This is a genomic window from Wenyingzhuangia sp. 2_MG-2023, from assembly GCF_030548295.1.
GTDB lineage: Bacteria > Bacteroidota > Bacteroidia > Flavobacteriales > Flavobacteriaceae > Wenyingzhuangia.
Genome location: NZ_JAUOSB010000015.1, coordinates 1 through 26,200 on the forward strand (window position 1 = coordinate 1; position 26,200 = coordinate 26,200).

Consider the following 26,200-nt stretch of genomic DNA (forward strand, 5'->3'; position numbering starts at 1 on the left):
ATTTCTTGTATTTCATATCTCAAATTTATCTATTTGAAATTTAAAATATCACTCCGAATTTATTGGGGGCTAAAATACACACAATTAGATAATTGTGACTTTATATTTTAAAATATCAAAACTAGAAATCACTACATTCACAGAGCAAACCGTATGTAATTCATATTTGAATAGAATAATTCTCTTGAACATCTAGACTCTTGAATACTTTTAGGATTTTGTCGTAATTTACTTGAAAGCTGTGCATAGGTATTGATTGTATTTACAGCTATTTAACCGGAAGCACGACTTTTTTATAAATCCACAACTGATGAGTTTATAGTATTATAAACTAGTATACTGAACTTATTAAAAAAAATTAAGCATCAACATTGCTCACGAATGAAAAAAAGTTTTCAATAGAATCAAAATTATTTGATGTCAATTTCTTCTTTAACCTCATTTTGCCTACCCTTACACTCTGGGGAGAAATTCCCAATATACTCCCCATTTCAGTACTTGTGATTTTTAATTTTAATAACACCATTAGACGAATTTCTCCTTCGGTAAATTGAATTTTATTTTCATTAATATATGAAAAAAAAACAGGATAAATAGTTTTGAATTTTTCTTTAAATATGACCCAATCTTGAAATGTTAATATTCTTTTTTGGGATAATTTTTTTATTTCCATATTTTTTTTCGAAACACTCAAATTACTATTATTAATAACATGTTGGAGGTTTGATATGACCTCATTTTTTTTTGTTAAGTCTAATATGTAAGATTTTAGTTCTTGCTCCTTTATGTCTAGTATTTCATTTGAAGCTTTTAACTCTAAAGTAACTTCTTTGTTTTTTAATTTTATCTTCGATGTATATCTCAAAATAAATATTAACCCCAATAAGAAGACTATATATAGAGAGATACTAATAATTATAAATCTATTTTGGATAAGCTCTTTATTCTTTTCAAGATTATGAATTTGTAAATCTTTGATTTCAGCAGACATTTCAGCTTGCGATTTGGCTAAAATTTTAGATTGATTTGTAATTAGTATTTTATTGTTTAGGTCATTAAATTTTTTAAAATAAAAAATAGTAGAATCTAATTTATTTAATTGCTCATATATTTCTGATAGTTTGATATATGCATCCTTTACTCTTACATCGCTATTTATTTCTTTAGCAATTTTCAGACTTAAATACCCATATTTTATAGCATCGTTCTCATTGTTCTTTTTTGCATGAATGTCTGCTAAATTATAAAAGGTTGCTGCTAAACCATTTTTATATTCTTGTTTTTCATAACTGTCGATTGCTTTAAAATAATTTTGTTCAGCTTTATTTATTTTTCCTTGATTCTTATATATTTGTCCGTGGTTATTATATGAAATACCAAGTTCTCTATAAAGTTTATTCTTATTAAAGATATCGATTGCCTTTTTATTAAATAAAAGAGCTTTGGTATATTGCCCTTGTTCTTTTAGTATTAACGCTTGATTGGTATAAGTTAATCCTAATAGTTTATGCAAGTTTAATTCATTTGCTAATTTAGCTGATTCTATATAGGCCTCCATAGCATCTTTATTATTTTCTAACCGCCAATAAATGAGCCCAAGAATATTAAGATTCTTAGCAAGTTCAATTCGATTTTCTTCAAGCAAAGCCCTTCTATAAGCACATTTCCCAATAGATAATGCTAATTCGTAATTCCCTTGTTCCCACTCACTTATTGCTAAATTATTAATTGCATCAACATCGTAATTAATAAACTTTTGACAATCATCCTCATTTTTTTCTTTAAATTTTAATTTGGTATCATACTCTTTTATAGATGAAAAAAAGGCACTATCTCCATCATTGTTTAGTATTATAAAAACGATTACGGGAAATAGAACAAATAGGCCTATTATGATTATTTTGATTCTATTGTTATGTAACATTTTTAAATATTAATATTCTCTATACTATGAAGCATTATTTTACAATCATTTTTCTCGTAGATATAAAGTTATCTGTTTCAATACTATAAAAATACAAACCAGATTGAAGATTTGAAATATTTACATCCATAACATTATTACCAACTGGGTAAAATTGATCATCAATAGTCATTATTCTTCGACCTTGACAATCATAAATTTTAAAATTGACATTACTACTATCTGTTAAATAAAAAGGAATTGAGGTATTAGTGTTCACAGGATTAGGATAGTTTTGTCCTAGCCAATTACTCTTAAAAACTGGAGATGTCACTTCATCAATACCTAAAACGTCATGTTGCGTTTCAAAAAAATACAATCCTTCAAACACATTCATCTCATGCGATACGCTACCTCCAATTATTAATCGACCATCATTCATTGGGTTTAAGCTATTAGGGTTATATGATGATAACTCGGGTCCTACAAAAAACTCCTCTGAACTATTTCCAAACTCATCTAATTGCAATAGACTAGCTGCTGTAAATGAACCTGTGGAATAAAAAATTCTTTTAGGAATTGTGGTTTCATACATTTGATTAAGAATGTAAATAGTATCAGAATCATCTATATGCATATCTCTGTAAAAACGATTTACCTCTGAATTTGCAAACCATACTTGGTTACCTTCATTATCAAAATTTACGATAGCAAGACGATTACTACCATCAAAAGATGATAAACTATAACTAGTCATTATAATATTACCGGAAGATAATTGCTTAATTGTATATGGGTTAACTGTTCGATCTGCTTCAGAATAAGAAGAAAGCCATTGATTTGAACCATCAGAATTAAACTTAAGCACTATGGCTTCTCTTAAAAATGAGCTTCCAACACTATATCCAGTAACATAGATATCATCTGTGTCACTCAATATAACTTCTACACCAGATGTATTATTATTTTCGATAGACATAGGAGAAAGCCATTGAAATGAACCATCATCAGAAAGTTTCATTAAAACTAAGTTAAAATTTTTATCAAACCAATCACCTGCACCTATATGACCAGTAACATATATATTTCCATTGGTATCTGCATTACCTGAATTTAATGAATATAAATTATCACTTATTTCTGATGATTCGTAAAATGTTGTCCATTCCTCATTACCAGAGGATGAGAATTTTGAAATTGTAAATATTGAGTTTGAATCTGTTTGCTCTTGTAATGAAGTTCCAGCTATATATATATTCTCTGAATCGTCAAAAAACATTTCATATAAATTAGGATTGAAATAATCTTTTTCTGTTTCCCAAAGTAAATTACCCTGTGGGTCATATTTTTTAAGTCGAATAGATTGATCCTCAAAACCATTTGGTAATAAGTACACAATTATGTTACCCGAAGTATCAACATCTGCTATAATACCGCTACTTGGGTTTCCATTATCCTGATTAAAAGTTTTTTGCCATTCAACATCCCTTGTTTCATTATATTTAACTATTTGAAAGTTTTCAAAATATTCATTATTAACAATTGTAGCATATTGACCAGATACATAAATATTATTGTTGCTATCGTTAACTGTTGATAAAATTTGCATTTTAGTGGTAGTAGTAGCAAATATTTCTGACCACTCTGGAGTATCGGCATCTAATGGTAATTTACTAACCTCAAATACATCTCCATTATTTGAATAAAAGGATCTTGATACTAAATTTGCATTATCAATAGTTATATCAATATTAATTAAATTTACAATACCTCCAAAAGGTGAGTAAGGAATTATATAGTTTGTTTCTCCAATTAAAGCACCAGTATCATTAAGCTTGTAAATATCTATTCTTTGTTCAAAAGTTGTTTGATCCATACCAATTGAGGAAATGAAAATTTCTGAATCTGAAGTAAACTCAAAATAAATTTTTTGCGGATCTACAATGGCCTCTGATGTGTAATCCCAATTATTCACACCATTTTCATCATATGAAACCAAGACCACTCCATCTTCAGAAAAGCCTCCAAAATGTCTTCCCGAAACATACAAATCACCATCTGAATTAGCATAAATATGATAGGCATCAGTAAAATCACCATCATATTCAAAGGTTTCTGCCCAAACAAGATCACCATTTAAATCGTATTTTATTGTCCCCATTTTATTATTAAGTGTATTGAAAGTTCCTGTAACATAACTATTCCCATTTGCGTCAATGGTATTACCGCGAGCAATAGAATTAGTTGGGGTACTTTGATCATTATATATATATAAATGACGCCAGTTTTCAATACCCATAGAATTATAACTGATTGAATAATAACCTTGCATAGAATTGGAATCATAACCAAATCCTGAAATTAGAATGTTATTATTAGAGTCTATAGCAATATCTAGAGGCTCATTCCATGTATTGGGTGTGTAATTAGCATCTGTAGCTGTCCATAATAAATCACCATCGTTATTATATTTTAAAGTTAAAAAACTCACACCTTGGCCAGTATAGCTCACTCCTGTCACAACTATATTTTGTGCATTATCTAAACTTATTGCAGTCGGGGTATCTAATCCGTTAGCTACCCCGTTAAAAGTATGTTGCCAAATTATGTTTCCGCTAGAAGCATCATATTTTATGGTTTTAATATCCATATTATCCCCATTCCAATTTACGCCACTTACAATTGGGTTTCCTAATGCGTCTAATGTGATTACTGTTCCAAATTCTACACTATATAAGTCAGTTTCTTCCTTTGCTTCCCACAGGATATTTCCAGTTTCATCCACTTTAATTGTAACAAAATCCCCTTTTGGCTTATTTGGATTAGAACTCGTACCCGTTACATATACATTTGACGCATCGTTTATACTTGCAAATGGAATATTGACTCCGTTATTGGTATTAGAAAAGTATTCATACTTAGAATCGGTCATCACATTATTCTTGTTCAAATTAGGACGTTGTGAATTGTTTACATTTGACACCTTTGAAAGTATACCCTCTCTCAAAGATGTTTCATATCCTAGATAATTATTAGTCTGAAATTCTTGTGCATTTGAAAAATAACTAATAAAGCATAGAAGAAAGCAAAGTAATTTATAATACATAATATATAGTTTTGTTTATGGCAATTATAGTATTATAAGTTATTCCATTAGTTAAAACTATATATACAACAGTGTTGACATTAATGTTTTTCAACTCAAAATAAAGCTGATTTTCAATAATTTAATTATCAAACACTACGTTCCTTACAAAGCATATTAAAATTTAATAGAGTATATAGGTTTGTATTATAATCCATTTGCTGCTGCTTCTTTTTCTTGAGACGAATTTAATCTATTTTCAATTTAACAATTTTTACGGACGGTATTTTTTCTAATCTTTTTGCAAATTTACTTGTCCCATTTGATGTCTTCTGTTATATTTTACACTAAATCATCTGCCAATGTAAACAAAGATTTAGTTTGATTTTAAACTCCTCTAACAATTACCTAAACAATGAAACTCTTGTTTAAGAAATATATAATTAAACTATTAAACACTATATTCACTTATCAATTCATTTTTCGGATAAATATTTTCTAATTCTATTAAGCATACCGAGGATTCAGAAAATATCGGACATAAAAAAACCTCTGTAAAAACAGAGGTTTTTTGTTAAAATGCAGTGAGAAAGGGATTCGAACCCTTGGGCCGATTTCTCGACCACAGCTTTCCAGGCTGCTCCATTACCACTCTGGCACCTCACTGTTTGAAGGATTGCAAATAAACAAAATTGTTTTGTTTTTTTCCAACAAAAGTAAAATTAATTGTTTTGTTTATTCTGTGCATAAAATTCTGTGCAAACTGATCAACTATTCCGTTTTTTTTTTTTTAAGAACCTTAACAACTTCAAAAGCCTGTTGTTAAAAAATAACCAAAGCAAACCACGACATATAGTTCCAACAGGTAATTCTAATTCCTCTTTTTTTAGAACGATTAAAATCTTATTTTTAACTATCAATTTTAGCAAATCATGAAACAAGTCAATTGGGGAGTTATAGGTGTGGGAAACGTATGCGAAGTAAAAAGCGTACCTGCAATGTATAAAATTTCAAACTCTAAAGTCATTGCGGTTATGCGTAGAGATGTAGACAAAGCAAAAGATTACGCAAAAAGACACAAAATAGAAATGTGGACTACAGATGCTGATGAAGTTATCAATCACCCAGAAATAAATGCGATTTACATTGCTACTCCTCCTAAATATCACAAAGCCTATGCGCTAAAAGTTGCAGAAGCTGGAAAAGCTTGTTACATAGAAAAGCCCATGGCCATTACGCATGATGAGTGTGTAGAAATTGAAAAAGCATTTAAATCCAAAAATTTACCACTTTACATTGCCTATTATCGTACTTGTTTGCCCAATTTTTTAAAAGCTAAAGAATTGATTGACTATGGAACTTTGGGAACAGTTCTGAACATTCAAATGAACACTAGCAAACCTTTAGATGTTTTAGATCCTGATTACCATAAACGCAATTGGAGAGTGGATCCAAAAATAGCTGGAGACGGTTATTTTTACGATTTAGGTTCTCATCAATTAAATATTTTAGAATTTTTAATTGGTGATATTGATCATATACAAGGACTCGCTGCCAATCAATCTAAAATTTACAAATCCAACGATGTTGTAGTGGCAAATATGTTGTTTAAAAACAATGTGGTGGGTACTTGTTTTTGGGCTTTCAATCATGGAATTCCTGGACGACAAGATGAACTGACCATCAACGGAAGCAAAGCAACCCTAAAAATGGCCTGTTTTAAAGACACTCCACTCCTACTTATTCATGCAGATGGTAGCAAAGAAACGTTTGACATTCCCTACCCAGAACACGTACAACAACCAATGATTCAATCTATTGTAAATGATTTGATTCACAAAACAAAAAAAACATACAGTACAGGTAAAATTGGTGCTAAAACCAATTATTGGCTAGAACAAATTAGTGGTTTAGTCTCTTAAATCCTTATATAAAAGGTTCTTTGTTTCTAAAAACAAAGAACCTTTTTATTCAGAATCATCCTATTATTCTACCATAATTTTTTTAACAATCTTTTGGCTTTCATTAACGGCTTTCACAAAGTACAAACCACTTTTTTTCAGAATTTCTTTGGAAATAACAGTAGTTCCCGTTACTGTATTATTAAAAACAATACTTCCTTTAACATCAGAAATAACAAGGGTATAGCTGGTGGTATCCTCATTCCCCATACGAATGGTTAAATCTTCTTCTTTTAATGGATTAGGATATATTTGCATGCTTGCTTGAGCTTGCTTTTCCACAACAAAGTTTTGCTCTAACATTACCGAACTGTTATTTCCTGTAGGAATCAGTGCCCATTGTGTCCAAGTACCGTTAGAGGCCGTGCTTTTTTGAATGATATTACTGTAATTATCGCTTGTTTCGGGTCTAAAATAATCCCCTGTTTCTCTGTTTTGTAAGTAAAAATAACCTCCTGAACTCTCTACCATTTTCCATTGGGTATAACTCCCATTGTAAGAGGTAGGTTTTTGTACAAGCACACTGTTTTCTGTATCGTCGGTAGGACGGAAATACATTCCATTTGCTATATTTTTTAAATAAAACCATCCATTGTCTGTGGCTACTTTTTCCCATTGTGTAGGAGCTCCTGACCACGAAGACGGAACCAATTCTAAAGGTGTGTTTTCACTGATCCCATTCGTTCTAACCTTACTTCCCGTCTCTCTATTCATCAAAAAATAGTTCACAGAATTAGGATCATCTGCCAAAGTCCAAGTTCTTACCCAGTCTACATACATGGTATTTATTGCATTGTTGTTTAAATCGCTTTGAGCAGGCAAACCTCCTATCCAATTTGCATCCTTAGCCCATAAGTCCCATAATATGTTTAAGTCTCTAGTATAATCAAAATCAGAAACCAAACTTCCTACTTTTACTCCATTTAAATAAAAATCCATGTTGCGGGCATCTTTCCAGTAAACACCAAAAACATGGTAGTCGGCATCCCACTTTACCCCTTTACCAGGAGTTCCTGCAGGTAGGTTTCTATTATCAAAATCACTAGCTTCATCATATTCTGTTCCGTTTCTTGCTTGCCAATAATGCGATTTCATCAACCAAGGATAATCAGGTTTACAATCACACGTTGGAGCCGCATTGTTTTCTATCACATCAATTTCATCTCTATTATTACTATCTCCGTTGTTTAACCAAAAGGTGTTAAAAGCAGAAATGCTTGATGCTTTGATTCGACTTTCCGTATACATTGGATAACTAATTTGTTCTTTAGACATAATTCTAGCCGTTCTAAACCAACGTTCTGCTCCCTGATCCAAAGTAGCTCTAATCCATAAATAGCCACCCCACACTCCAGAATTAGTGTTGTCTGCCACCATTTCTACAGGAACATCGTAATTCCACGTGGACTTTGACCATTTGCTCGTATCCAAACCGTTTACATTAAACTCATCGGTTAAACCATCCTCTTTTACCCATACTTTTCCACTGGGTTTAGGATCCAAACCGGAACCAAACGTAGGCACTGTTTGAGAAAACATAATTTTAGCACTTAAAGCTAAGAGTAACATTGTAATTCTTTTCATAATATGTTATTTAAAATTATCGTTCCTCAAGCTACCTTTTTTGATAAAAAAACAACAAAACAGAGATTCTATTTCATAATTCATATGACAAAACCCTAAATAAAGAACATAACAAAAAAAACATCCCTAATCGATATCAACTATAGAACACAACAATTGAACAAAAAATCCGTTTAGTTTTTTGAATTTAAATAATTCCATTTCAAAAAAGTTAATACCTTTAATACCTTATACAACACCTATATTTCAATGAAAATAACATCTAACTTAATTGTTCTTATCGCATTATTCTTAAACTATTCTGCCTTTTCTCAAAGTGATCAAAAAGCTGTTAAAATTGCCAATAAGGTTATGGAAAACATGGGTGGAGAAACCAATTGGAACAACGTACACTATATTCAGTGGGATTTTGGAAAACGAAAATTGTATTGGAACAAGTGGACTGGTGATGTACGAGTAGAAGCTCCCAAAGATGGACTTACTGTTTTGGTAAACATCAACACAAATCTTGGAAAAGCGTTCAAAAACAAAGAACTTATTACCGATGAAAAACAAACTAAAAAGCTTGTGAATCAAGCCAAAAAATGGTGGATTAATGATTCTTATTGGTTAACAATGCCTTGGAAATTGTTAGATCCTGGTGTGACTTTAAAATACATTCGCAAAGACAAATTGCCTGACGGACATTCTGCTGATGTTTTGCAAATGACTTTTGAAAATGTAGGAGTTACACCACAAAATAAATACGAAATTTACGTAGACAAAAAAGAACACTTGATCAAACAATGGTCTTTTTTCAGCAATTTTAACGATGAAAAACCAAAGTTTACAAAGCCTTGGGACAATTATCAACCCATAGAAAACGTTCTACTTTCATTCAACAGAAGTGATTTCGGTCCAAAGAATGTAGTGGTCAAAAAAAAGTTTGATCCCCTATTATTTACAGCATTGTAAAAAGTTTAAACCAATTCTTAATAATTGCATTTCTTTACGACTAAAGATACATCTGTAGAATTTGATTTAACTTAGTAACAAGTTTTACCACTCAAAAACATGTACCTATGAACAAAAGAGATAGCACTTATACAGGATTTGTATTTAAAAAATACGAAACCCCAGAACTGAGTATTTTCGACAAGCTCTTAGATATTTTTAAAGAACTAATTACACATACTTCTGGTGATGTTGATGAAGCTTTAAATTGGTTAGCGCAATTGGATAAAACTTACGAACTAACCACTCCAGAATATACTTTAGAAGATTTTAAACATGATTTGTTTGACCGAGGGTTTATTCAAGAACGCGTACAGCCTGATGGGAATTCAGGTATGGGAATTACTGCCAAAACAGAACGTGCCATTCGTCAACGTGCGCTGAATCAAATATTTGGTAAACTCAAAAAATCGGCATCAGGAAATCACAGCACTAAAAAAATGGGAGTTGGTGATGAATCCACGGGAGAAACCAGAGCTTATCAATTTGGTGATGGTTTGGACAATGTTTCTATGACCGAAAGCATCAAAAATGCACAAATAAACAACGGTATTTCTGATGGATTTCAATTGCATGAAGAAGATTTGATTGTGAACGAAACCAGTCATAAATCTCAAATGAGTACGGTCTTGATGATTGACATTAGCCACAGTATGATTTTGTACGGAGAAGACAGAATTACGCCAGCAAAAAAAGTAGCCATGGCTTTGGCAGAACTCATTACCACACGTTATCCAAAAGATACGTTGGATATTTTGGTGTTTGGAAACGATGCTTGGCGAATTTCAATTCAAGATTTGCCTTATTTAAATGTAGGGCCTTATCACACCAATACAGTAGCCGGATTGGAATTGGCAATGGATTTGTTACGACGTAAAAAAAACACCAACAAACAAATTTTTATGATAACCGATGGAAAACCAAGTTGTTTGCGTTTGCCAGACGGTCGTTATTACAAAAACAGCAACGGTTTGGACCAACACATTGTGAACAAGTGCTATGACAAAGCGAGTCAAGCACGTAAATTACACATTCCAATCACCACCTTTATGATTGCACAAGATCCTTATTTAATGCAATTTGTAAAAGCGTTTACACAGGCCAACCAAGGAAAAGCTTTTTATACCGGATTGCAAAGACTCGGAGAAATGATTTTTGAAGATTACGAACAAAACAGAAAAAAACGAATTAGAGGATAATCACCTTTAAATCTTCTCTACAAGAAGACAACTTAAATTGAAAACATGGACATACAAAATACCAACACTTTGGGAGCTTTAAAAGCTGCTGGATATACATACAAAGGAATCAAAGAAGAATTAAGAAGCAATTTGATTCAACTAAAAAAAGAGAATCAAGAAACCTTTACAGGAGTACACGGATACGAAAAAACGGTAATTCCTCAATTAGAACGTGCTATTTTATCCAAACACAACATCAATTTGTTAGGATTAAGAGGACAAGCAAAAACACGTTTGGCTCGTCAGATGATCAACTTACTGGACGAGTACATTCCTGTGGTAGCAGGTTCTGAAATTAACGACGATCCCTTAAAACCTATTTCTCGTTTTGCCAAAGAACTGATTGCTGAACAAGGAGACAAAACACCTATTACTTGGTTGCATCGTTCAGAACGTTTTGCCGAAAAACTGGCTACTCCAGATGTTACAGTTGCTGATATTATAGGTGACATTGATCCCATCAAAGCAGCCAATTTAAAATTGTCTTATGCAGATGATAGAGTGATTCATTACGGAATGATTCCACGTGCCAACCGTTGTATATTTGTCATCAACGAATTGCCAGATTTACAAGCAAGAATTCAAGTTGCGTTGTTTAATATCCTACAAGAAGGAGACATTCAGATTCGTGGTTTTAAATTGCGTTTTGATTTGGACATGCAGTTTGTTTTTACTGCCAACCCTGAAGACTACACCAATAGAGGAAGTATTATTACTCCTTTAAAAGATAGAATTGGTTCACAAATATTGACACATTATCCAGACAGTATTGAGATAGCCAAAACTATTACTCAACAAGAAGCTAAATTAGAAGCAGCACAGTCCGAAACTATTTACGTGCCAGAATTGGCAAAAAACTTGTTAGAACAAATTGGTTTTGAAGCTCGTGAGAGTGAATATGTAGACGTAAAAAGTGGGGTTAGTGCTCGTTTGAGTATTTCTGCCTATGAAAATTTGATGAGTACTGCTGAATTAAGAATGTTGACCTCTGGAGAATCTTCTACTGCTATCCGTTTGAGCGATTTTATGGGAATCATTCCTGCCATCAATGGAAAAATAGAATTGGTGTACGAAGGAGAACAAGAAGGAGCCGCAACGGTAGCAGAAATTTTGCTGAAAGATGCTGTAAAAACTTTGTTTGATGACTATTTTCCTACCATAGAAAAATTGACTCGTAAAACAGACACCACTCCTTACGATGATATTGTCAAATGGTTTTTACAAGGAACAGACTTTGAATTGGCAAATGATTTGACCAACAAAGAATACGAACAGCAACTGAATTATATAGAACCACTTGCTGCGTTATTGACAGAATACCAACCCGATTTGAACCCGAAAGATGTACCGTTTTTTAAAGAATTTGTACTTTGGGCATTGGCCGAATACAAAAAACTGAGCAAAGTAGAATTGTCCGAAGGTTATGGTTTTAAAGACACGTTTGAAAGTTTTATTGATGGAATTTAAATTTGTAGCAGTCAATAAAACATCAATATAAAAGCAGGTATTTGCGCACCAATCAACACTAAAACCCAATTAGAAAAGACAAATAAAACAATCACAAAAACCATACTAACGGAAATTTGCAATAAATTTAACTCTGCGATATCTAACTTTCTAGATATCGCTTTTTTCATGTTTTCTCTTTTCACAAAACAATCTTATCTTAACTTTCTATTCATCTTTTTAAAAAATAAAACTGTTAATTTTATGTGTTCAAATTGACCATAAAAAATTGAGTTGGACAGAAGACAACGGTACTACATGGTCTACAACCAGAGCTAGAAACGATAACACTACTGCAAGTCTAAACTTTCTTTCGTTGGTGGAAGACCTATCTATTTCGCTTTTGAAAAATCAGTAAAAAACAAAAACACAAAGCTTTATTATGGTCTGATTTTTGAACTTATTAGGCTTCAATAATTGCAAACAAAAAAAATGTAATTTGGTGAATCCTAAAAACAAAAAAATGGACAAAAATCAACAATCTCTTAAATCTATTTTGAATGAAAAAAAAGAAGATTTCAATCAGAAAGCAGATGAAACTAGAAAGGAAATATACCAAGAAGGAATAAAAGCTGTTGAAAATAGCGGAATCTTAAGTAAGGCTAAAAATGTGGGAGATACTGCACCTAATTTCATATTAAACAATGCATTAGGAGAAGCTGTTGAATTGTACGACTTTTTAAAAAAAGGAAGCGTTATTTTAACTTGGTACAGAGGTGGTTGGTGTCCTTATTGCAATTTAACACTGCATCAAATGCAATTAGAATTGCCAAATTTTGAAGCTTACGGAGCTACTTTAATCGCATTGACTCCTGAATTGCCCGACAAATCATTGAGTACTATAGAAAAAAATGAATTGAAATTTGAAGTTCTGAGCGATCTTGGAAATGAAGTGGCAAAAGAGTACGGTACGGTATTCAAATTGACCGATGACGTTGCAGAAATTTACAACAATGCTTTTGACATGAACGCTTACAATGGTGATGATTCTAACGAGCTTCCTTTGGCTGCAACTTATATCATAAATCAAAAAGGAAGAATTGTTTATGCCTTTTTAGATACTGATTACAGAAACCGAGCAGAGCCTTCTGAAATCACAAAAAATCTAAAAAAATTGTAATCAGAAAGGTTCTTTGCAGACCAATACATTCAACATAAAAACTGAAATTAGAATTGACTTATGAAAACTAAAAACATCTCTTTTAAAAATTCAAAAGGAATTCTTCTTTCAGCAAAACTTGAATTGCCCGCAGATCAACATCCTGATGCTTATGCAATTTTTGCTCATTGTTTTACCTGTAACAAAAATTTAACCGCAGTGAGAAATATTTCAAAAGCATTGACTCAAAATGGTTTTGGTGTTTTACTTTTTGATTTTACAGGATTGGGACAAAGTGAAGGAGATTTTTCTGAAACTAATTTTACTTCTAACATTCAAGACTTAGAAGATGTTTCTGAATACATGACCCAAGAACTACAAGCTCCTAAACTGATTGTTGGACATTCATTAGGTGGAGCTGCTGCAATTTTTGCAGGTAAAAATATTTCTTCTATTCAAGCCATTGCCACTATTGGTGCTCCATCATCTCCTCAGCACATTCAACATCTTTTTAAAAATGATATTGAAAAAATTGAAGCAAACGGAAAAGCCATTGTAACTATTGGAGGAAGATCTTTTCCTATCTCTAAGCAACTCATCGATGATATTTCCAAAACCAACATGCATGAAGTTGTAAAAACACTAAGAAAACCGCTTCTACTATTGCACTCTCCACAAGATACTGTTGTTGGCATTCACAATGCTTCTGAAATTTATGCTCAAGCCATGCATCCAAAGAGTTTTGTGTCCTTAGATGGTGCCGATCATTTGCTTTCTAACAAAGAAGATTCTTTGTATGCAGGTCAAATTATAGCTCACTGGGGTTCAAGATATATTGATAAATCTACAGAAAAAAAGCTCAAAACTTCCGAACAAGTAGTTGCTAGAATTGGAAATAATGGTTTTACAACGGACATTATTGCTGCTGGGCATTCCCTAACTGCTGATGAACCTGAAAATGTTGGTGGAAACAATTTTGGTCCTTCTCCTTATAATTTGTTACTCTCGTCTCTAGGGGCTTGTACTGCCATGACTTTGCGCATGTATGCCGATCGTAAACAATGGGATCTAGAAGAGGTTATTGTTCATCTTTCTCACAACAAAGATTATGCACAAGATTGCAAGGAATGTGACCAGCCCAAATCAAAAATAGATCTTATTGAAAAAAGAATTGAATTGATTGGAAATTTAGATGAAACTCAGAAAAAGCGATTGTTAGAAATTGCAGACAAATGTCCTGTACACAAAACACTTCATCAGCCAGTTTCTGTAACAACTACATTAATTTCCTAAAAACGTATATAAACTTCTCAAAAGAAATTAAGTAATCTACTCTCTTTCAATTCTTCAATGCATTTTGAATCATTTCTTGAATGTTGGTTCTAATATCGTTTCTACCCAATTCATTATTGGTCATTGTTGGATAAGTTCTGTTAGATAAAAACACGTAAATCAGTTCCGTTTCAGGATCTGCCCAGGTAAAAGTTCCTGTAAAACCACTGTGTCCAAAACTAGCTTCAGATGTACAATTACAACTATTTGATATGTTTTTATCACCAGAAGGTTTGTCCAACACCAATGCCCTTCTATTGTCTCTGTTTCTAAAATACGATTTGTTAAACACTTCAAACGTATGAGACCTAAAGTATCTTTTCCCTCCATACAGACCTTTGTTCAAGTACAATTGCATCATTTTAGCAACATCATTTGCATTTCCAAACAAGCCCGCATTTCCACTCACACCACCCAACATAGCCGCAGCCATATCATGCACCGTTCCTTGTACTTTCTGAAAACGATAATAGTTGTCCAATTCTGAAGGCACAATGCTGTCTTTTATAAATTTTCGCAAAGGGTTGTATGTTAATTTTGAAGCTCCTAAAGTGTTTGTAAACGTTTCATAGTACAAGGAATCCATTTGCTTTTTGTACTTATTTTCAAATATTTTTCTAGATAATATAAAGGTCAAATCAGAATATTTGTAATCTTGTTTCTCTCTTAAAGGAGTTGTTTTTATAACTTGAAAAAGACTATCAACATACTCGTTTTTCAGAAACAAACTATCCGCTACTTTTACGCTAAAATTTTTATTTTTTTGATTGGAGTACCATTTTTTTTCAGGTCGATGAGAAACACTGTCCAATGTTTTTAAATAAAAAGGAATCCATGCTTGCAAACCTGATTGATGTGTTAGCATGTCTATCATTAACAAATTCTCTATTGGAGAATCTTTAAACTCAGGAATGAGCTCTCCCAAAGTACTATCCAATCGAATATCTCCTTTTTCAAAACCTTGTAAAAAAAGAGGCATTGCACCTAAAATCTTAGTCAAAGACGCCAAATCGTACATAGAATTTACGGTGACTTTCTGAACAGAATCATAGGTATAAAAACCAAATGCTTTTTCGTAAATCACTTTTCCTTTTCTAGCCACCAAAACCTGAAGTCCAGGTGTCATTTTTTTTTTTATAATGGAATACGCTACAGAGTCAATTTTAGATAATTTGTCAGCATCCATTCCTACTTCATTAGGATGACCGTATTGCAAACGTTTTAACACTCCTGTTGGCACTCCGCTACCAACTTTGTAGGTATCTGAAACCGAAACGGGTAGTTTTCCCAAAAATGGAAGTGCTCCAAAAATTTGTTGAGCAGCTACGGATTGAAAAATTGCATTGTTTTGATAGGCCACTACCACATTAGAACTGTTCTTAAATCCATTCAACTTTAACAAAGCATATGGGCTTGCAAAAACAGTTAAAATCACTTTCTTTTTTGCCGAAATTTTCTGAATAAGTTGAATTTCACTAGAAGACAATTCATACGGTTTCCAAGGATGTTCATCCGATTTGTGAAAACCAATAACTATTGTGTTAAAATCTTTCAACTTGGCTTGGTAATTGGCAACAGTCAAATCTTTTACGGCAATCACCTCTGTATATTTTTGAAGCGTAGTTACAAATGTGTTTGCTTGGCTATCTCCCAAACTAACCGAAGCAATTTTTAAGGTATCTAACCTTGTTAAGGGCAAAAAATCTTGTGTGTTTTTAACCAACGTGATTGCATTTTCAGCAACATTCTTAAACAACAAATCGTCTTTTTCTGTATGTATTCTTTGCTGAACCTTATCCGATGATAATATTTTTAAGTGATTTAAACCCACCAAATATTTTGCTTGCAGTATCTTTTTAACAGAATTGTCCAATCTATCTTCTGTCAATTCTTTTTTCATAATTGCTTGTTTGATCATTGCCACTCCATTTGGTACATCTACAGGAATCAGCAACATGTCATTTCCAGCCTTAAAAGCCTCTAAAGAAACTCGATCTGCTTGTGCGTAATTGGCAACACCTTTCATGTTTAGAGCATCTGTAAAAACCAAACCACCAAAGCCTATTTTGTTTTTCAACAAATCTGTAACTACTTTTTTAGAAATAGAGGTTGGTTTTCCATTCTCTGTTTTTAATGATGGTACGTCTAAATGTGCCACCATCACACTAGCCAATTTAGAATTCACCAATTGCTGGTAAGGATACAATTCCAAACTATCCAATCGTTCCCAACTAAAATTGACAACAGGCAACGTTTTGTGAGAATCTGAAGCAGTATCTCCATGCCCTGGAAAATGTTTTGCATTTGCCAACACTCCCGCACTCTGCATTCCCTCTATAAAAGCTCTAGATTTTTGAGTAACATTGTGTTTGTCTTCACCAAAAGAACGATTTCCTATAATAGGATTCTTAGGATTTGTATTGATATCTATCACAGGAGCAAAATTGATATGCACCCCAACTTGCTTGCAATGCTCCCCTATTTGTTGTCCTACTTTATAAATCAACGAATTGTCTTGAACAGCTCCTAAAGTCATGTTCCAAGGATATGCAAAAGAGGGTTTTATGCGCATGGAAAGCCCCCATTCACCATCAAACCCAACAAGCAATGGAACTCTACTTTTAGATTGATATTGATTGTACAATTCAATCTGTTTTTCTGGAGTTCCTTGCATAAAAATCAATCCTCCAATATGATGTTTTTCAATCAAATCGTTTATTTCTTGTTCGTGCTTTGCATCTTTGTTAGAATATGCTTGCACCATAAACAATTGACCAATTTTCTCATCCAAAGTCATGGATTTCAGAACACTGTCTACCCATATTTCTTGTACAAATTGATCTTTAGAAATCAATGGATTGTTTACAGAGAACAACTGTTGAGCAAAAGAATTTATCGATAAAAAAAAGCAAAAAAACACAGCCGTAGCATACCTCATCATAAGCACTTCACTAAAAAGATTAGACTAATTAAAAAAACGAGCGTGCCAGCTGTACTTTGCCGGAACTTCCCAATTTTTAGCAACACCTTCTTTGGTATCAATCATATTATTGAACACCGTTGTGTCCTCTGTTACTTCTTTGTTTTTTACCAAATCCATAAATTCAGACATCGTAACTACGTTCAACCCTTGCTCTTTTTTATAACCTACTGCCAATTTATTCAGCATGTCTATTTTAAATTGATCTTGAATCAATTGCACCAATTTGACCGAAGCATCTATAGAACAACCTGAAACTTCAACAAAATTCTGATCTACAGCAATGATTAAGAATTGATCGTATTTTATCTCAAAACTTCCTCTTACATTTTCTCCATGTCTTGTCCATTTTTCTACAAAGTCTGTTGTCATGGTTACAATTTGCTCTTGCTCTGCTTCTGTTAATTTTCTATTGGACTGATAGATCCAAACTCTTGAATCATCGGGTAAAGTGGTATAAGGTACGTACATGTTATTTCAATTTTGTGCTTAAACTTTTCAATCGAATGCTGGTCAATACTTTTTTGGTGTACAATGGAAAATCTGCATTGATGATCCAATTGTAATATCCAGGATTTTCTGCTAACACAGCTAAAACGGTTCTATTTTTGTATTTTCCAAAAGTAAAGATTTCTTCATCTTTGTCGTTAAATTGGATAAACCCTGCAAAATCTGCTCTTTTCTGATGTGATGAATACTCACTTAATGCCGCAACATCTGTTCCAATATCTTCATACTTCTCTAACTGAGCCAATAAAATTTCATAAGTTGCATTGGTATCTGCTTCTGCAGAGTGTGCTCCTTCTAAATCTTTTCCACAATAAAATTTATATCCTGCACTTAAAGTTCGTTGTTCTTTCTTGTGAAAAATAGTTTGAACATCTACAAATTTTATGTTTGTCAAATCAAAATCTACTTCAGCTCTTAGCATTTCTTCTGCTAACAATGGAATGTCAAAACGATTGGAATTGAAACCTGCCAAATCACATCCTTTGATCAGTTGATAAACATCGTTAGACAATTTTTTAAACGTAGGTTCATCTTTTACTTTATCATCTGTAATTCCATGAATATCAGAAGATTCTTTAGGAATTTTCATTTCTGGATTTACCAACCATGTTTTGCTCTCTTTGTTTCCGTTTGGAAATACTTTTAAAATAGAAATTTCTACAATTCTGTCTTTTGCTATATTGATACCTGTCGTTTCTAAATCAAAGAAAGCCATTGGTCTTGTTAATTCTAACTTCATTTTGTGAATTTGTATTGTTCTCGTAAATTTAAATAAATCAAAACAAACCTATAAATTTATCACAACTAAAAACAAAGAGTTATCAACTATGCAAAAAGTATTTACATACGGTACGTTACAAAACAAAGAGATTCAAATGGAGTTGTTCGGACGAATCTTACCAGGAAAATTAGACCAACTAACAGGTTTTAAAAAAGAAATTATCATTCTAGGAACAAATAGCTATCCAATCTTAAAACTCGGTGATGAGACTTCTATTATTGACGGTATTTGCTACGAAATGACCGATGAAGATTTAAAAAATTGTGATATTTATGAAGGAAAAGAATACCAAAGAATTTTAATCACTTTAGCATCCAAACAAAAAGCTTGGGTTTATATTGAAGCATAAAAAAAACGCTCTAAAAATTAGAGCGTTTTTTATTTGTATTTGAAAAAATCTTAAATATTAGCTTCTCCTAATTCTTTTAATTTTTCTGTATTTTCTGTCAACTTTAATTCATCAATAATTTTATGAATGTCTCCGTTTACAATATTTCCTAAATCGTACAATGTCAATCCAATTCTGTGTTCAGTAACACGTCCTTGTGGATAGTTGTAAGTTCTAATTTTAGCAGATCTATCTCCAGAACTCACCATAGTTTTACGCTGTGCAGCATCTAATTCCAACTTTTTAGCCAACTCCATTTCGTAAATACGAGAACGTAATACTTTCATGGCTTTGTCTTTGTTTTTGTGTTGAGATTTTTGATCCTGACATTGAGCTACAATTCCTGTAGGAATGTGTGTCAAACGTACCGCAGAATACGTTGTGTTTACCGATTGTCCTCCAGGTCCTGAAGAACAGAAATAATCTACACGCACATCTGCATTGTTAATTTGCACATCAAACTCTTCTGCTTCTGGCAATACCATAACGGTTGCTGCAGACGTGTGTACACGACCTTGTGTTTCTGTTTGCGGTACACGTTGTACACGGTGCACACCAGATTCAAACTTTAAATCTCCATACACATCTTCACCCGTAACACTAAAAATAATTTCTTTAAAACCTCCAGAAGTTCCGTCTGCAATGTCTTCAACTTCGGTTTTCCAACCTCTGGTAGCACAATACTTGGTATACATTCTGTACAAATCTCCTGCAAAAATACTTGCTTCATCACCTCCTGTACCCGCTCTAATTTCTACAATTACGTTTTTAGCATCTTCTGGATCTTTAGGAATCAACATAAATTTGATCTCCTCTTCTAGTTCTGGAATTCTTTCATTTGCTTCTTCCAATTCCATTTTTGCCATTTCCACCATTTCAGCATCAGAACCATCGGCAATAATTTCTTTCGCTTCGTCAATATTACTCATCAAGGTTTGGTACTCATTTCCTTTCTCAACAACCTTACTTAAATCTTTATATTCTTTATTAAGTTTTGCATAACGTTTTTGATCTGTAATAATGTCGGGCTGAATAATCAAATCCGATACTTCATCAAAACGCTGCTTCACTATCTTTATCTTATCTAACATACTGTATTTTTTGTAGAATGCAAAATTACAATTAAAAATTGAAATCCAATATTTAATTCACAATGGGTCTTTTAAATTAAAAAAATCCCAAAACCTAAGTTTTGGGATTTCAGTCGCACTAAATAAACTAAGATGTTAAGTTTATCGTAATCTATCTACTGATTTTACAAGATCTTCATCTTTCTTAATTGCCTTGTTTGCCATGACTAACAAAACGATGATGACAATCGGAAAATAAATCAAAATACCCTTCTCCGAAATTTTCATTTCTCCAGGTAGAGTTAGAGATAAATATATCAATACACCTAATAAATAGAAGTTGATCAGAACATTTAACCTATTTACAACAAATTGATTTTGTCTTTTTTTGTAACTAAAAATAGCTACTAAAGACAATATTGCTGATAAAATAGTAAATATTCCTACGGATTTTAAAAGAACTGAATCATTGGACAATGTATTGACTAAAAACATATTGATGTTTTCTTCAATCACAAAAAAGGGAATAAAATTTGTCAACACTCCCGCTATAATAAAAGCGATTGATAAATAAACGGTCTGTATTCTTTGAATCATATTTTTCCAATAACAGTCACAAATTTACATATTCTTTTTATTTATAAAAGACTTTGCCAGATAAAAAAAAAAACTATATTTGTGACAGCGAATTTAAGCTACTATAGCACAAATACTTACAAGCTATATAAATTTTCAACAAACAAACAAACATAACAATTCTCTCATACTTTAAACGATTCATTTTCAAATTAGAGGATTTTTAATATTTATTTACCATACACATTTTTACATGTTCGAAATTTCTCAATTAAAAGCAAAAACACTTGCAGACTTGCATGAAATTGCAAAAACTATTGGATTGAAGAAAACAAGTCAATTGAAAAAACAAGATTTGATTTATAAGATTCTAGATGAGCAAGCCGCTTTAGAAGCTTCAAAAAAAGAAGAAAAAGCACCTCCAAAAACAGAAACTCCAGTTGAAAGACCGGTAAACAAACCTGTTAGGAAAACTAGATCAAGAGTTGTGAAGAAAGCAACTCCCAATGTCAAATCAGAGGAATTGAACACTGTTGACAAAGCAGAAACTATTGTTAAAGAGGCCACGAAAACTTCTGACAAGCCCACTCCACCAGAACCTACAGCTCGTCCTGTGGTTGAAAAGAAAGTGATTCCTAAGAGAAATCCTAGAAAGCAACAAGAAGATGCTACGAACAACAATGGTTCAGAGCCAAAACCAAATCATCCTGCTCAGAACAACAATCACAGAAAACCACCTAGAAACAATAAAAACAACAAAGGAAAGAGTCTAAGAGACCCTAACTACGAGTTTGATGGGATTATTGAAAGTGAAGGAGTTTTAGAAATGATGCCTGACGGTTATGGTTTTTTAAGGTCTTCTGATTACAATTACTTGTCTTCTCCTGATGATATTTATGTATCTCAATCTCAAATTAAATTATTTGGATTAAAAACAGGTGATACCGTTAAAGGTGTTGTTAGACCTCCTAAAGAAGGTGAAAAATATTTCCCTTTAATTAGAGTTTCTAAAATTAACGGATTAAACCCTAAAGAAGTTAGAGATCGTGTTTCTTTTGAGCACCTTACTCCGCTTTTTCCAGAAGAAAAATTCAACTTGTCTGGAGGAAGAAGTTCCTTATCTACAAGAATTATAGATCTGTTTGCTCCTATTGGTAAAGGGCAACGTGCAATGATTGTGGCTCAACCTAAAACAGGTAAAACAATGTTGTTAAAAGACATTGCCAATGCCATTGCGACCAACCATCCTGAAGTTTATCAACTAGTCTTACTAATAGATGAAAGACCCGAAGAGGTTACTGACATGCAACGTAATGTTCGTGGTGAAGTTGTTGCCTCTACTTTTGATGAGCCCGCTGAAAAACACGTAAAAGTAGCCAACATTGTTTTGGAAAAAGCAAAACGTTTGGTAGAATGTGGTCATGATGTTGTTATTTTACTAGACTCTATTACACGTTTGGCTAGAGCTTACAACACAGTAGCTCCTGCTTCTGGTAAAATATTATCTGGAGGTATTGATGCCAACGCATTACACAAACCAAAACGTTTCTTTGGTGCTGCACGTAATATAGAAAACGGCGGATCTTTGACCATTATTGCTACAGCATTGACTGAAACAGGTTCTAAAATGGACGAAGTTATTTTTGAAGAATTCAAAGGTACTGGTAACATGGAACTCCAACTAGAAAGAAACATTGCCAACAGACGTATCTATCCTGCTATTGATTTGATCAAATCTAGTACACGTAGAGATGATTTGTTGTTAGACGAAAAAACAGTACAACGTATGTGGGTGTTGCGTAAATACCTTGCAGACATGAATCCTGTAGAAGCAATGGAGTTTATAAAAGACCGCATCAAAGGTTCTAAAAACAATGATGAGTTCTTGATTTCTATGAACGGTTAATTACATCAAAATTTATAGCATAAAAAAACCTTTGTAATTGTTACAAAGGTTTTTTTATTTATGACAGCAGCTTAATTTATTTGATGTATAACTTTTTACTTACAAGTCCTACTCTTGTTTTAATGTTTAAAATAAATTAAGAATACCTAAGCTCTCTTCTTTTTGGGTATTTTATTCATTGATTCCATACCCCACACTTTTATTTCGGATTATTATACGTTTTTGAAGTAAACTCTTTTGTCTTCTTATTATAAATTAATACTACTGGTGTTATAGGTTTGTTTCCATACATTTTAAACGAATGTCCTTTACCTGAAACTTCAATATCACATACTATAATTTCATTTTCAGAATTCCTTATTACATTATAAGTTAAGTCTTTATCAAACATTTTTTTTAGACTTTTTTTATACACTTCTAACTTATCGTTAGAAGTTCTTTTATCTAAAATCATGGTAAATATTTCTTTCATTGTAATTTCTACTGCACCAAATTTTGCTCTCTCTCCGTATACCTCCATAGCTTTTTTACGTTTTAAAACATTCATTGATTGAATGTGATTTATGTTTATGTTTTTAAACTTTTCCACTGAAGCTATATTTCCATCAATAATATATAATGGAATTGCTTCTATATATATGACTTCTACCTCTATTTCATTTTTTCTTATATCTAAAGATTCCGATTCTTCATCATTAGTAGAGGATACTACTTTTATATCTGGATAAGATTTTGAAACTGGAGGTACTGAATCCTTTTCTTTTTTCATAGCAATCAACATCTCCTCTTTCCCTCCATATTCCTCAATAGTTTTTTCATCCTTTAAAACATTCATTGATTGAATATTATCCGGGCTTAAACTTTCCTTTCCTGTTCTTGTCATCTCTTTTCCACCCACAATATTGCCATCCTGACCTAAAACCTCAAACGTCCATTTCGATGTAATTTCAACAACCCCCTCTTTTCCTTTTTCCCCGTATTTCTCTATAGCTTTTTTATCCTTTAAAACATTAATTAATTTTATATTATTGCGGTTCATAGAATCAAAGTCTTCTTTGGTTGCTTCTTTACCATTTACAATATATAAAGGATGGGATTCTTTAATAATACTAGTTTTACTTTTCAATTCAATTCCTATAGAATCGTTTCCTTTTATTATTCCATTTATTTGTTTATCCAGATAAACCTCTTCAATATTAAAGCTCATTAAAAACAAAGCCAACACAGGAACAACTAGTGCATACTTTAATAAATTGATTTTTTTTGATTTTGATTTTTGTATCATAGCGATTCTTTTTTTGATTAATGAATTGTAAAAGTGATTGCTCAAAGCCATTTGAGGATTCGGAATACTCGCTTTTAACAAAGTATATTGATAACTTTTTGTATCATTACATTGATTTAAAGCATACTTATCGGCCAAAAACTCTAAGTTTTGTTTTAGACTTTTGTTATAAAGCCATACAAATGGATAAAACCAAAGAAACACACAACAAATTTCCATGAGTAAAATATCTATGGAATGATATTGTTTGGCATGTACTTTTTCATGCGTTATAATTTGTGCTAATTCTGTTGGATTAAGTTGATTTGGATTGTAAACAATCCATTTAAAAAATGAAAAAGGAGAAAGTTTAGCTGTGGTTTCTATAAAAATGTATCCATCTTTTTTATGACTTTCATTTTTCTTAATTACCCTAGCCAGAGAAATCAATCTAAGAAAAAATCGAATAGAAAAAACGATTAGACCTAAGACATACAACCATGGTAAATAATCTAATAAATTAAAAGATTCCTCAACACTAGTTTCCATTGTCACTGGAATTTCATCAAACTGAACATTTGAAAAAACTTCGGTAGTGTTTTCGTGATACACGGGAATAACAATTAATGGAAATGTAAAAGACATCAAAATTCCTAAAAATAAAAAAAATCTATTTGCTCCAAAAAATGTGACTTTTTGCAAAAACACTTTATAGATCAAATAAAAAACAACAATAAGCCCACTTACTTTTAATAGATACTCCATAACTATTTTTTGTTTTCTATTAAGGCAATAATATCTTTCAACTCTTCTACACTTATCTTTTCTTCTTTGGCAAAAAAGGACACCATGCTTTTATAAGAATTGTTAAAATAATTATCAATAGCCTGATTCATAAACTGCTTTCTATACTCCTCTTTTTTTACCACAGGATAATATTGATGTGTTTTACCATAAGCATGGTAACTTACATATCCTTTTTCTTCTAAATTTCTAACAATAGTAGACAAAGTATTGTAATGAGGTTTGTTTCCCTTAATTTCTGCCAACACATCTTTTACAAAAGCTTTTTCTAGCGTCCATATCACATGCATTACTTCTTCTTCTTTGTTTGTTAATTTTTCCATACTTATTCCTTTTTATTTAAAATATAAACCTATGAATCACTCACTTACACAAATATAAACTATTTATACAGTTACACAACTAAAAAAATAGTTTTAAAACTATTTTTTTAGTTGTGTAATAAAAATCAACCGTAATCGTACCTTCAACCAACCCCAAAAAGACATCTAAATTGGTATTATAAGAATAAGTAGTTGCGAACAAGTTCCTAGCACACTGCTACTTAATGGTGTTAAAATTCTTTGTTCTCTAATGTTTATTTTTACAGGAGTACCTACTTCAGAAGTGTTCTCAATAAGCACACTCGCAATTTGCCCTTTTATCATTTTATCTACACTTTCTAACGCCTGTTCTACTTGAATATCTTTACTCTGTAGGGTAATTAGACTTTCTACAAGTTCTTTAGATTCGATTTTTCTACTTTGATAGCACCTGAGAAATATTGATTAGACAAAATTTTGTTATGATTGACAATGGTTACATCAAAGGATCTTTCTAATTTTTTCACGATTTCTTCAAAAGGAGCTTTGTTAAATATCAACTCTCCATCAAACCAAGCAATGTGTTCTAAAACCGCTATATCTTTAAATACTTCTATCTTTTCTTTAAGAAATTTAGAAGTACTGGTAACGTGAGCCTCTACCGTTTTAATACTAATTCCTAGCTCGTCAGCTATTTCTTTATTTTTTGACGTTTTTTTAACGTTTTTAAAACTGACAAACGTCACTTAAAAAACATTTACCGAATAAAACAAACATGAAATATTCCTAATAAAAACCACCAAACAATAAACATATACTAAAGAAATAAGTAAACAATAACTATATAGACAACTCTTGAATAAAACATATCATGTAGTTTTTGAGTAATACGTTCTAACACCACACTATTTTCAT

Annotated in this window: 20 protein-coding genes and 1 tRNA gene; 9 read left to right on the forward strand and 12 right to left on the reverse strand. The window is 32.2% G+C overall.

Translation table 11 applies throughout. The features are described from left to right. Positions 1-358 precede the first annotated feature (358 nt). From Q4548_RS13255 to Q4548_RS13265, 3 genes are all read right to left on the reverse strand, one after another. The gene (locus tag Q4548_RS13255; protein WP_303455806.1) at positions 359-1,924 is read right to left on the reverse strand and encodes a tetratricopeptide repeat protein; all 1,566 of its coding nucleotides are present in this window, start codon (positions 1,922-1,924) and stop codon (positions 359-361) included. Positions 1,925-1,958: 34 nt separating this feature from the next. Continuing rightward, positions 1,959-5,009, reverse strand: coding sequence for a T9SS type A sorting domain-containing protein (locus Q4548_RS13260; RefSeq protein ID WP_303455808.1), 3,051 nt, complete (start codon positions 5,007-5,009; stop codon positions 1,959-1,961). A gap of 561 nt (positions 5,010-5,570) precedes the next feature. After that, a tRNA-Ser gene (locus Q4548_RS13265) sits at positions 5,571-5,654 on the reverse strand. A gap of 266 nt (positions 5,655-5,920) precedes the next feature. Between Q4548_RS13265 and Q4548_RS13270 the strand changes: the two genes are divergently transcribed. Continuing rightward, complete coding sequence (locus Q4548_RS13270; RefSeq protein WP_303455809.1) at positions 5,921-6,910, forward strand: Gfo/Idh/MocA family protein; 990 nt, start codon at positions 5,921-5,923, stop codon at positions 6,908-6,910. 63 nt (positions 6,911-6,973) lie between these two features. Here Q4548_RS13270 and Q4548_RS13275 read toward each other — a convergent pair whose 3' ends face one another. Next, complete coding sequence (locus Q4548_RS13275) at positions 6,974-8,533, reverse strand: T9SS type A sorting domain-containing protein (RefSeq protein WP_303455810.1); 1,560 nt, start codon at positions 8,531-8,533, stop codon at positions 6,974-6,976. A 249-nt stretch (positions 8,534-8,782) separates the two neighbouring features. Between Q4548_RS13275 and Q4548_RS13280 the strand changes: the two genes are divergently transcribed. The 6 genes from Q4548_RS13280 to Q4548_RS13305 all read left to right on the forward strand — a co-directional run bounded on the left by Q4548_RS13280 (position 8,783) and on the right by Q4548_RS13305 (position 14,665). Further along, positions 8,783-9,487, forward strand: coding sequence for a hypothetical protein (locus Q4548_RS13280; protein ID WP_303455812.1), 705 nt, complete (start codon positions 8,783-8,785; stop codon positions 9,485-9,487). Positions 9,488-9,594: 107 nt separating this feature from the next. After that, positions 9,595-10,725 carry a VWA domain-containing protein gene (locus Q4548_RS13285; protein ID WP_303455814.1) on the forward strand — a complete coding sequence of 377 codons (1,131 nt, stop codon included), beginning with the start codon at positions 9,595-9,597 and terminating at the stop codon, positions 10,723-10,725. A 45-nt stretch (positions 10,726-10,770) separates the two neighbouring features. Next, a complete protein-coding gene (locus Q4548_RS13290; RefSeq protein ID WP_303455816.1) occupies positions 10,771-12,234 on the forward strand; it encodes a magnesium chelatase in 1,464 nt (487 codons plus the stop codon). A gap of 268 nt (positions 12,235-12,502) precedes the next feature. Beyond that, a complete protein-coding gene (locus Q4548_RS13295) occupies positions 12,503-12,631 on the forward strand; it encodes a hypothetical protein (RefSeq protein ID WP_303455817.1) in 129 nt (42 codons plus the stop codon). Positions 12,632-12,736: 105 nt separating this feature from the next. Further along, entirely contained in the window at positions 12,737-13,393 is a 657-nt protein-coding gene (locus tag Q4548_RS13300) for a peroxiredoxin-like family protein (RefSeq protein ID WP_303455819.1), read from the forward strand. A 60-nt stretch (positions 13,394-13,453) separates the two neighbouring features. After that, a complete protein-coding gene (locus Q4548_RS13305) occupies positions 13,454-14,665 on the forward strand; it encodes a bifunctional alpha/beta hydrolase/OsmC family protein (RefSeq protein ID WP_303455820.1) in 1,212 nt (403 codons plus the stop codon). 46 nt (positions 14,666-14,711) lie between these two features. Here the strand turns inward: Q4548_RS13305 and Q4548_RS13310 are convergent, their stop codons facing one another. The 3 genes from Q4548_RS13310 to Q4548_RS13320 are packed head-to-tail and all read right to left on the reverse strand — an operon-like array spanning position 14,712 to position 18,933. Then, positions 14,712-17,645 (reverse strand): glycoside hydrolase family 3 N-terminal domain-containing protein, encoded by a 2,934-nt coding sequence (locus Q4548_RS13310; RefSeq protein ID WP_303455822.1) that lies wholly within the window; start codon positions 17,643-17,645, stop codon positions 14,712-14,714. Between the two features lie 24 nt (positions 17,646-17,669). Beyond that, positions 17,670-18,155 (reverse strand): ABC transporter ATPase, encoded by a 486-nt coding sequence (locus Q4548_RS13315; RefSeq protein ID WP_303455824.1) that lies wholly within the window; start codon positions 18,153-18,155, stop codon positions 17,670-17,672. Position 18,156: 1 nt separating this feature from the next. Next, a complete protein-coding gene (locus Q4548_RS13320) occupies positions 18,157-18,933 on the reverse strand; it encodes a 3'-5' exonuclease (protein WP_303455826.1) in 777 nt (258 codons plus the stop codon). An 88-nt stretch (positions 18,934-19,021) separates the two neighbouring features. Here Q4548_RS13320 and Q4548_RS13325 point away from each other — a divergent pair, with 88 nt between their 5' ends. Continuing rightward, complete coding sequence (locus Q4548_RS13325) at positions 19,022-19,324, forward strand: gamma-glutamylcyclotransferase family protein (protein WP_303455827.1); 303 nt, start codon at positions 19,022-19,024, stop codon at positions 19,322-19,324. A 50-nt stretch (positions 19,325-19,374) separates the two neighbouring features. On the opposite strand, the gene prfA is transcribed toward Q4548_RS13325, so the two are convergent. Both prfA and Q4548_RS13335 read right to left on the reverse strand, forming a co-directional pair. After that, positions 19,375-20,454, reverse strand: a complete 1,080-nt coding sequence (gene prfA, locus Q4548_RS13330) for a peptide chain release factor 1 (RefSeq protein WP_303455828.1) — start codon at positions 20,452-20,454, stop codon at positions 19,375-19,377. 141 nt (positions 20,455-20,595) lie between these two features. Continuing rightward, positions 20,596-21,030 carry a DUF4293 domain-containing protein gene (locus tag Q4548_RS13335; protein WP_303455829.1) on the reverse strand — a complete coding sequence of 145 codons (435 nt, stop codon included), beginning with the start codon at positions 21,028-21,030 and terminating at the stop codon, positions 20,596-20,598. 232 nt (positions 21,031-21,262) lie between these two features. On the opposite strand from Q4548_RS13335, the gene rho reads away from it, so the two are divergent. Then, positions 21,263-22,915 carry a transcription termination factor Rho gene (rho, locus tag Q4548_RS13340; protein WP_303455831.1) on the forward strand — a complete coding sequence of 551 codons (1,653 nt, stop codon included), beginning with the start codon at positions 21,263-21,265 and terminating at the stop codon, positions 22,913-22,915. Positions 22,916-23,114: 199 nt separating this feature from the next. Here the strand turns inward: rho and Q4548_RS13345 are convergent, their stop codons facing one another. The 3 genes from Q4548_RS13345 to Q4548_RS13355 all read right to left on the reverse strand — a co-directional run bounded on the left by Q4548_RS13345 (position 23,115) and on the right by Q4548_RS13355 (position 26,031). Next, complete coding sequence (locus Q4548_RS13345; RefSeq protein WP_303455833.1) at positions 23,115-24,728, reverse strand: M56 family metallopeptidase; 1,614 nt, start codon at positions 24,726-24,728, stop codon at positions 23,115-23,117. 218 nt (positions 24,729-24,946) lie between these two features. Further along, positions 24,947-25,306 carry a BlaI/MecI/CopY family transcriptional regulator gene (locus tag Q4548_RS13350; protein WP_303455835.1) on the reverse strand — a complete coding sequence of 120 codons (360 nt, stop codon included), beginning with the start codon at positions 25,304-25,306 and terminating at the stop codon, positions 24,947-24,949. A 389-nt stretch (positions 25,307-25,695) separates the two neighbouring features. Further along, the gene (locus Q4548_RS13355; protein ID WP_303455837.1) at positions 25,696-26,031 is read right to left on the reverse strand and encodes a FecR domain-containing protein; all 336 of its coding nucleotides are present in this window, start codon (positions 26,029-26,031) and stop codon (positions 25,696-25,698) included. Positions 26,032-26,200 lie beyond the last annotated feature (169 nt).

Coding starts and splice junctions, on each gene's coding strand:
- prfA (WP_303455828.1), bottom strand. CDS start 20,454: ATGTTAGATAAGATAAAGATAGTGAAGCAGCGTTTTGATGAAGTATCG.
- Q4548_RS13335 (WP_303455829.1), bottom strand. CDS start 21,030: ATGATTCAAAGAATACAGACCGTTTATTTATCAATCGCTTTTATTATA.
- Q4548_RS13350 (WP_303455835.1), bottom strand. CDS start 25,306: ATGGAAAAATTAACAAACAAAGAAGAAGAAGTAATGCATGTGATATGG.
- Q4548_RS13325 (WP_303455827.1), top strand. CDS start 19,022: ATGCAAAAAGTATTTACATACGGTACGTTACAAAACAAAGAGATTCAA.
- Q4548_RS13275 (WP_303455810.1), bottom strand. CDS start 8,533: ATGAAAAGAATTACAATGTTACTCTTAGCTTTAAGTGCTAAAATTATG.
- Q4548_RS13260 (WP_303455808.1), bottom strand. CDS start 5,009: ATGTATTATAAATTACTTTGCTTTCTTCTATGCTTTATTAGTTATTTT.
- Q4548_RS13285 (WP_303455814.1), top strand. CDS start 9,595: ATGAACAAAAGAGATAGCACTTATACAGGATTTGTATTTAAAAAATAC.
- Q4548_RS13290 (WP_303455816.1), top strand. CDS start 10,771: ATGGACATACAAAATACCAACACTTTGGGAGCTTTAAAAGCTGCTGGA.
- rho (WP_303455831.1), top strand. CDS start 21,263: ATGTTCGAAATTTCTCAATTAAAAGCAAAAACACTTGCAGACTTGCAT.
- Q4548_RS13320 (WP_303455826.1), bottom strand. CDS start 18,933: ATGAAGTTAGAATTAACAAGACCAATGGCTTTCTTTGATTTAGAAACG.
- Q4548_RS13270 (WP_303455809.1), top strand. CDS start 5,921: ATGAAACAAGTCAATTGGGGAGTTATAGGTGTGGGAAACGTATGCGAA.
- Q4548_RS13300 (WP_303455819.1), top strand. CDS start 12,737: ATGGACAAAAATCAACAATCTCTTAAATCTATTTTGAATGAAAAAAAA.
- Q4548_RS13345 (WP_303455833.1), bottom strand. CDS start 24,728: ATGGAAACTAGTGTTGAGGAATCTTTTAATTTATTAGATTATTTACCA.
- Q4548_RS13305 (WP_303455820.1), top strand. CDS start 13,454: ATGAAAACTAAAAACATCTCTTTTAAAAATTCAAAAGGAATTCTTCTT.
- Q4548_RS13280 (WP_303455812.1), top strand. CDS start 8,783: ATGAAAATAACATCTAACTTAATTGTTCTTATCGCATTATTCTTAAAC.
- Q4548_RS13255 (WP_303455806.1), bottom strand. CDS start 1,924: ATGTTACATAACAATAGAATCAAAATAATCATAATAGGCCTATTTGTT.
- Q4548_RS13310 (WP_303455822.1), bottom strand. CDS start 17,645: ATGATGAGGTATGCTACGGCTGTGTTTTTTTGCTTTTTTTTATCGATA.
- Q4548_RS13315 (WP_303455824.1), bottom strand. CDS start 18,155: ATGTACGTACCTTATACCACTTTACCCGATGATTCAAGAGTTTGGATC.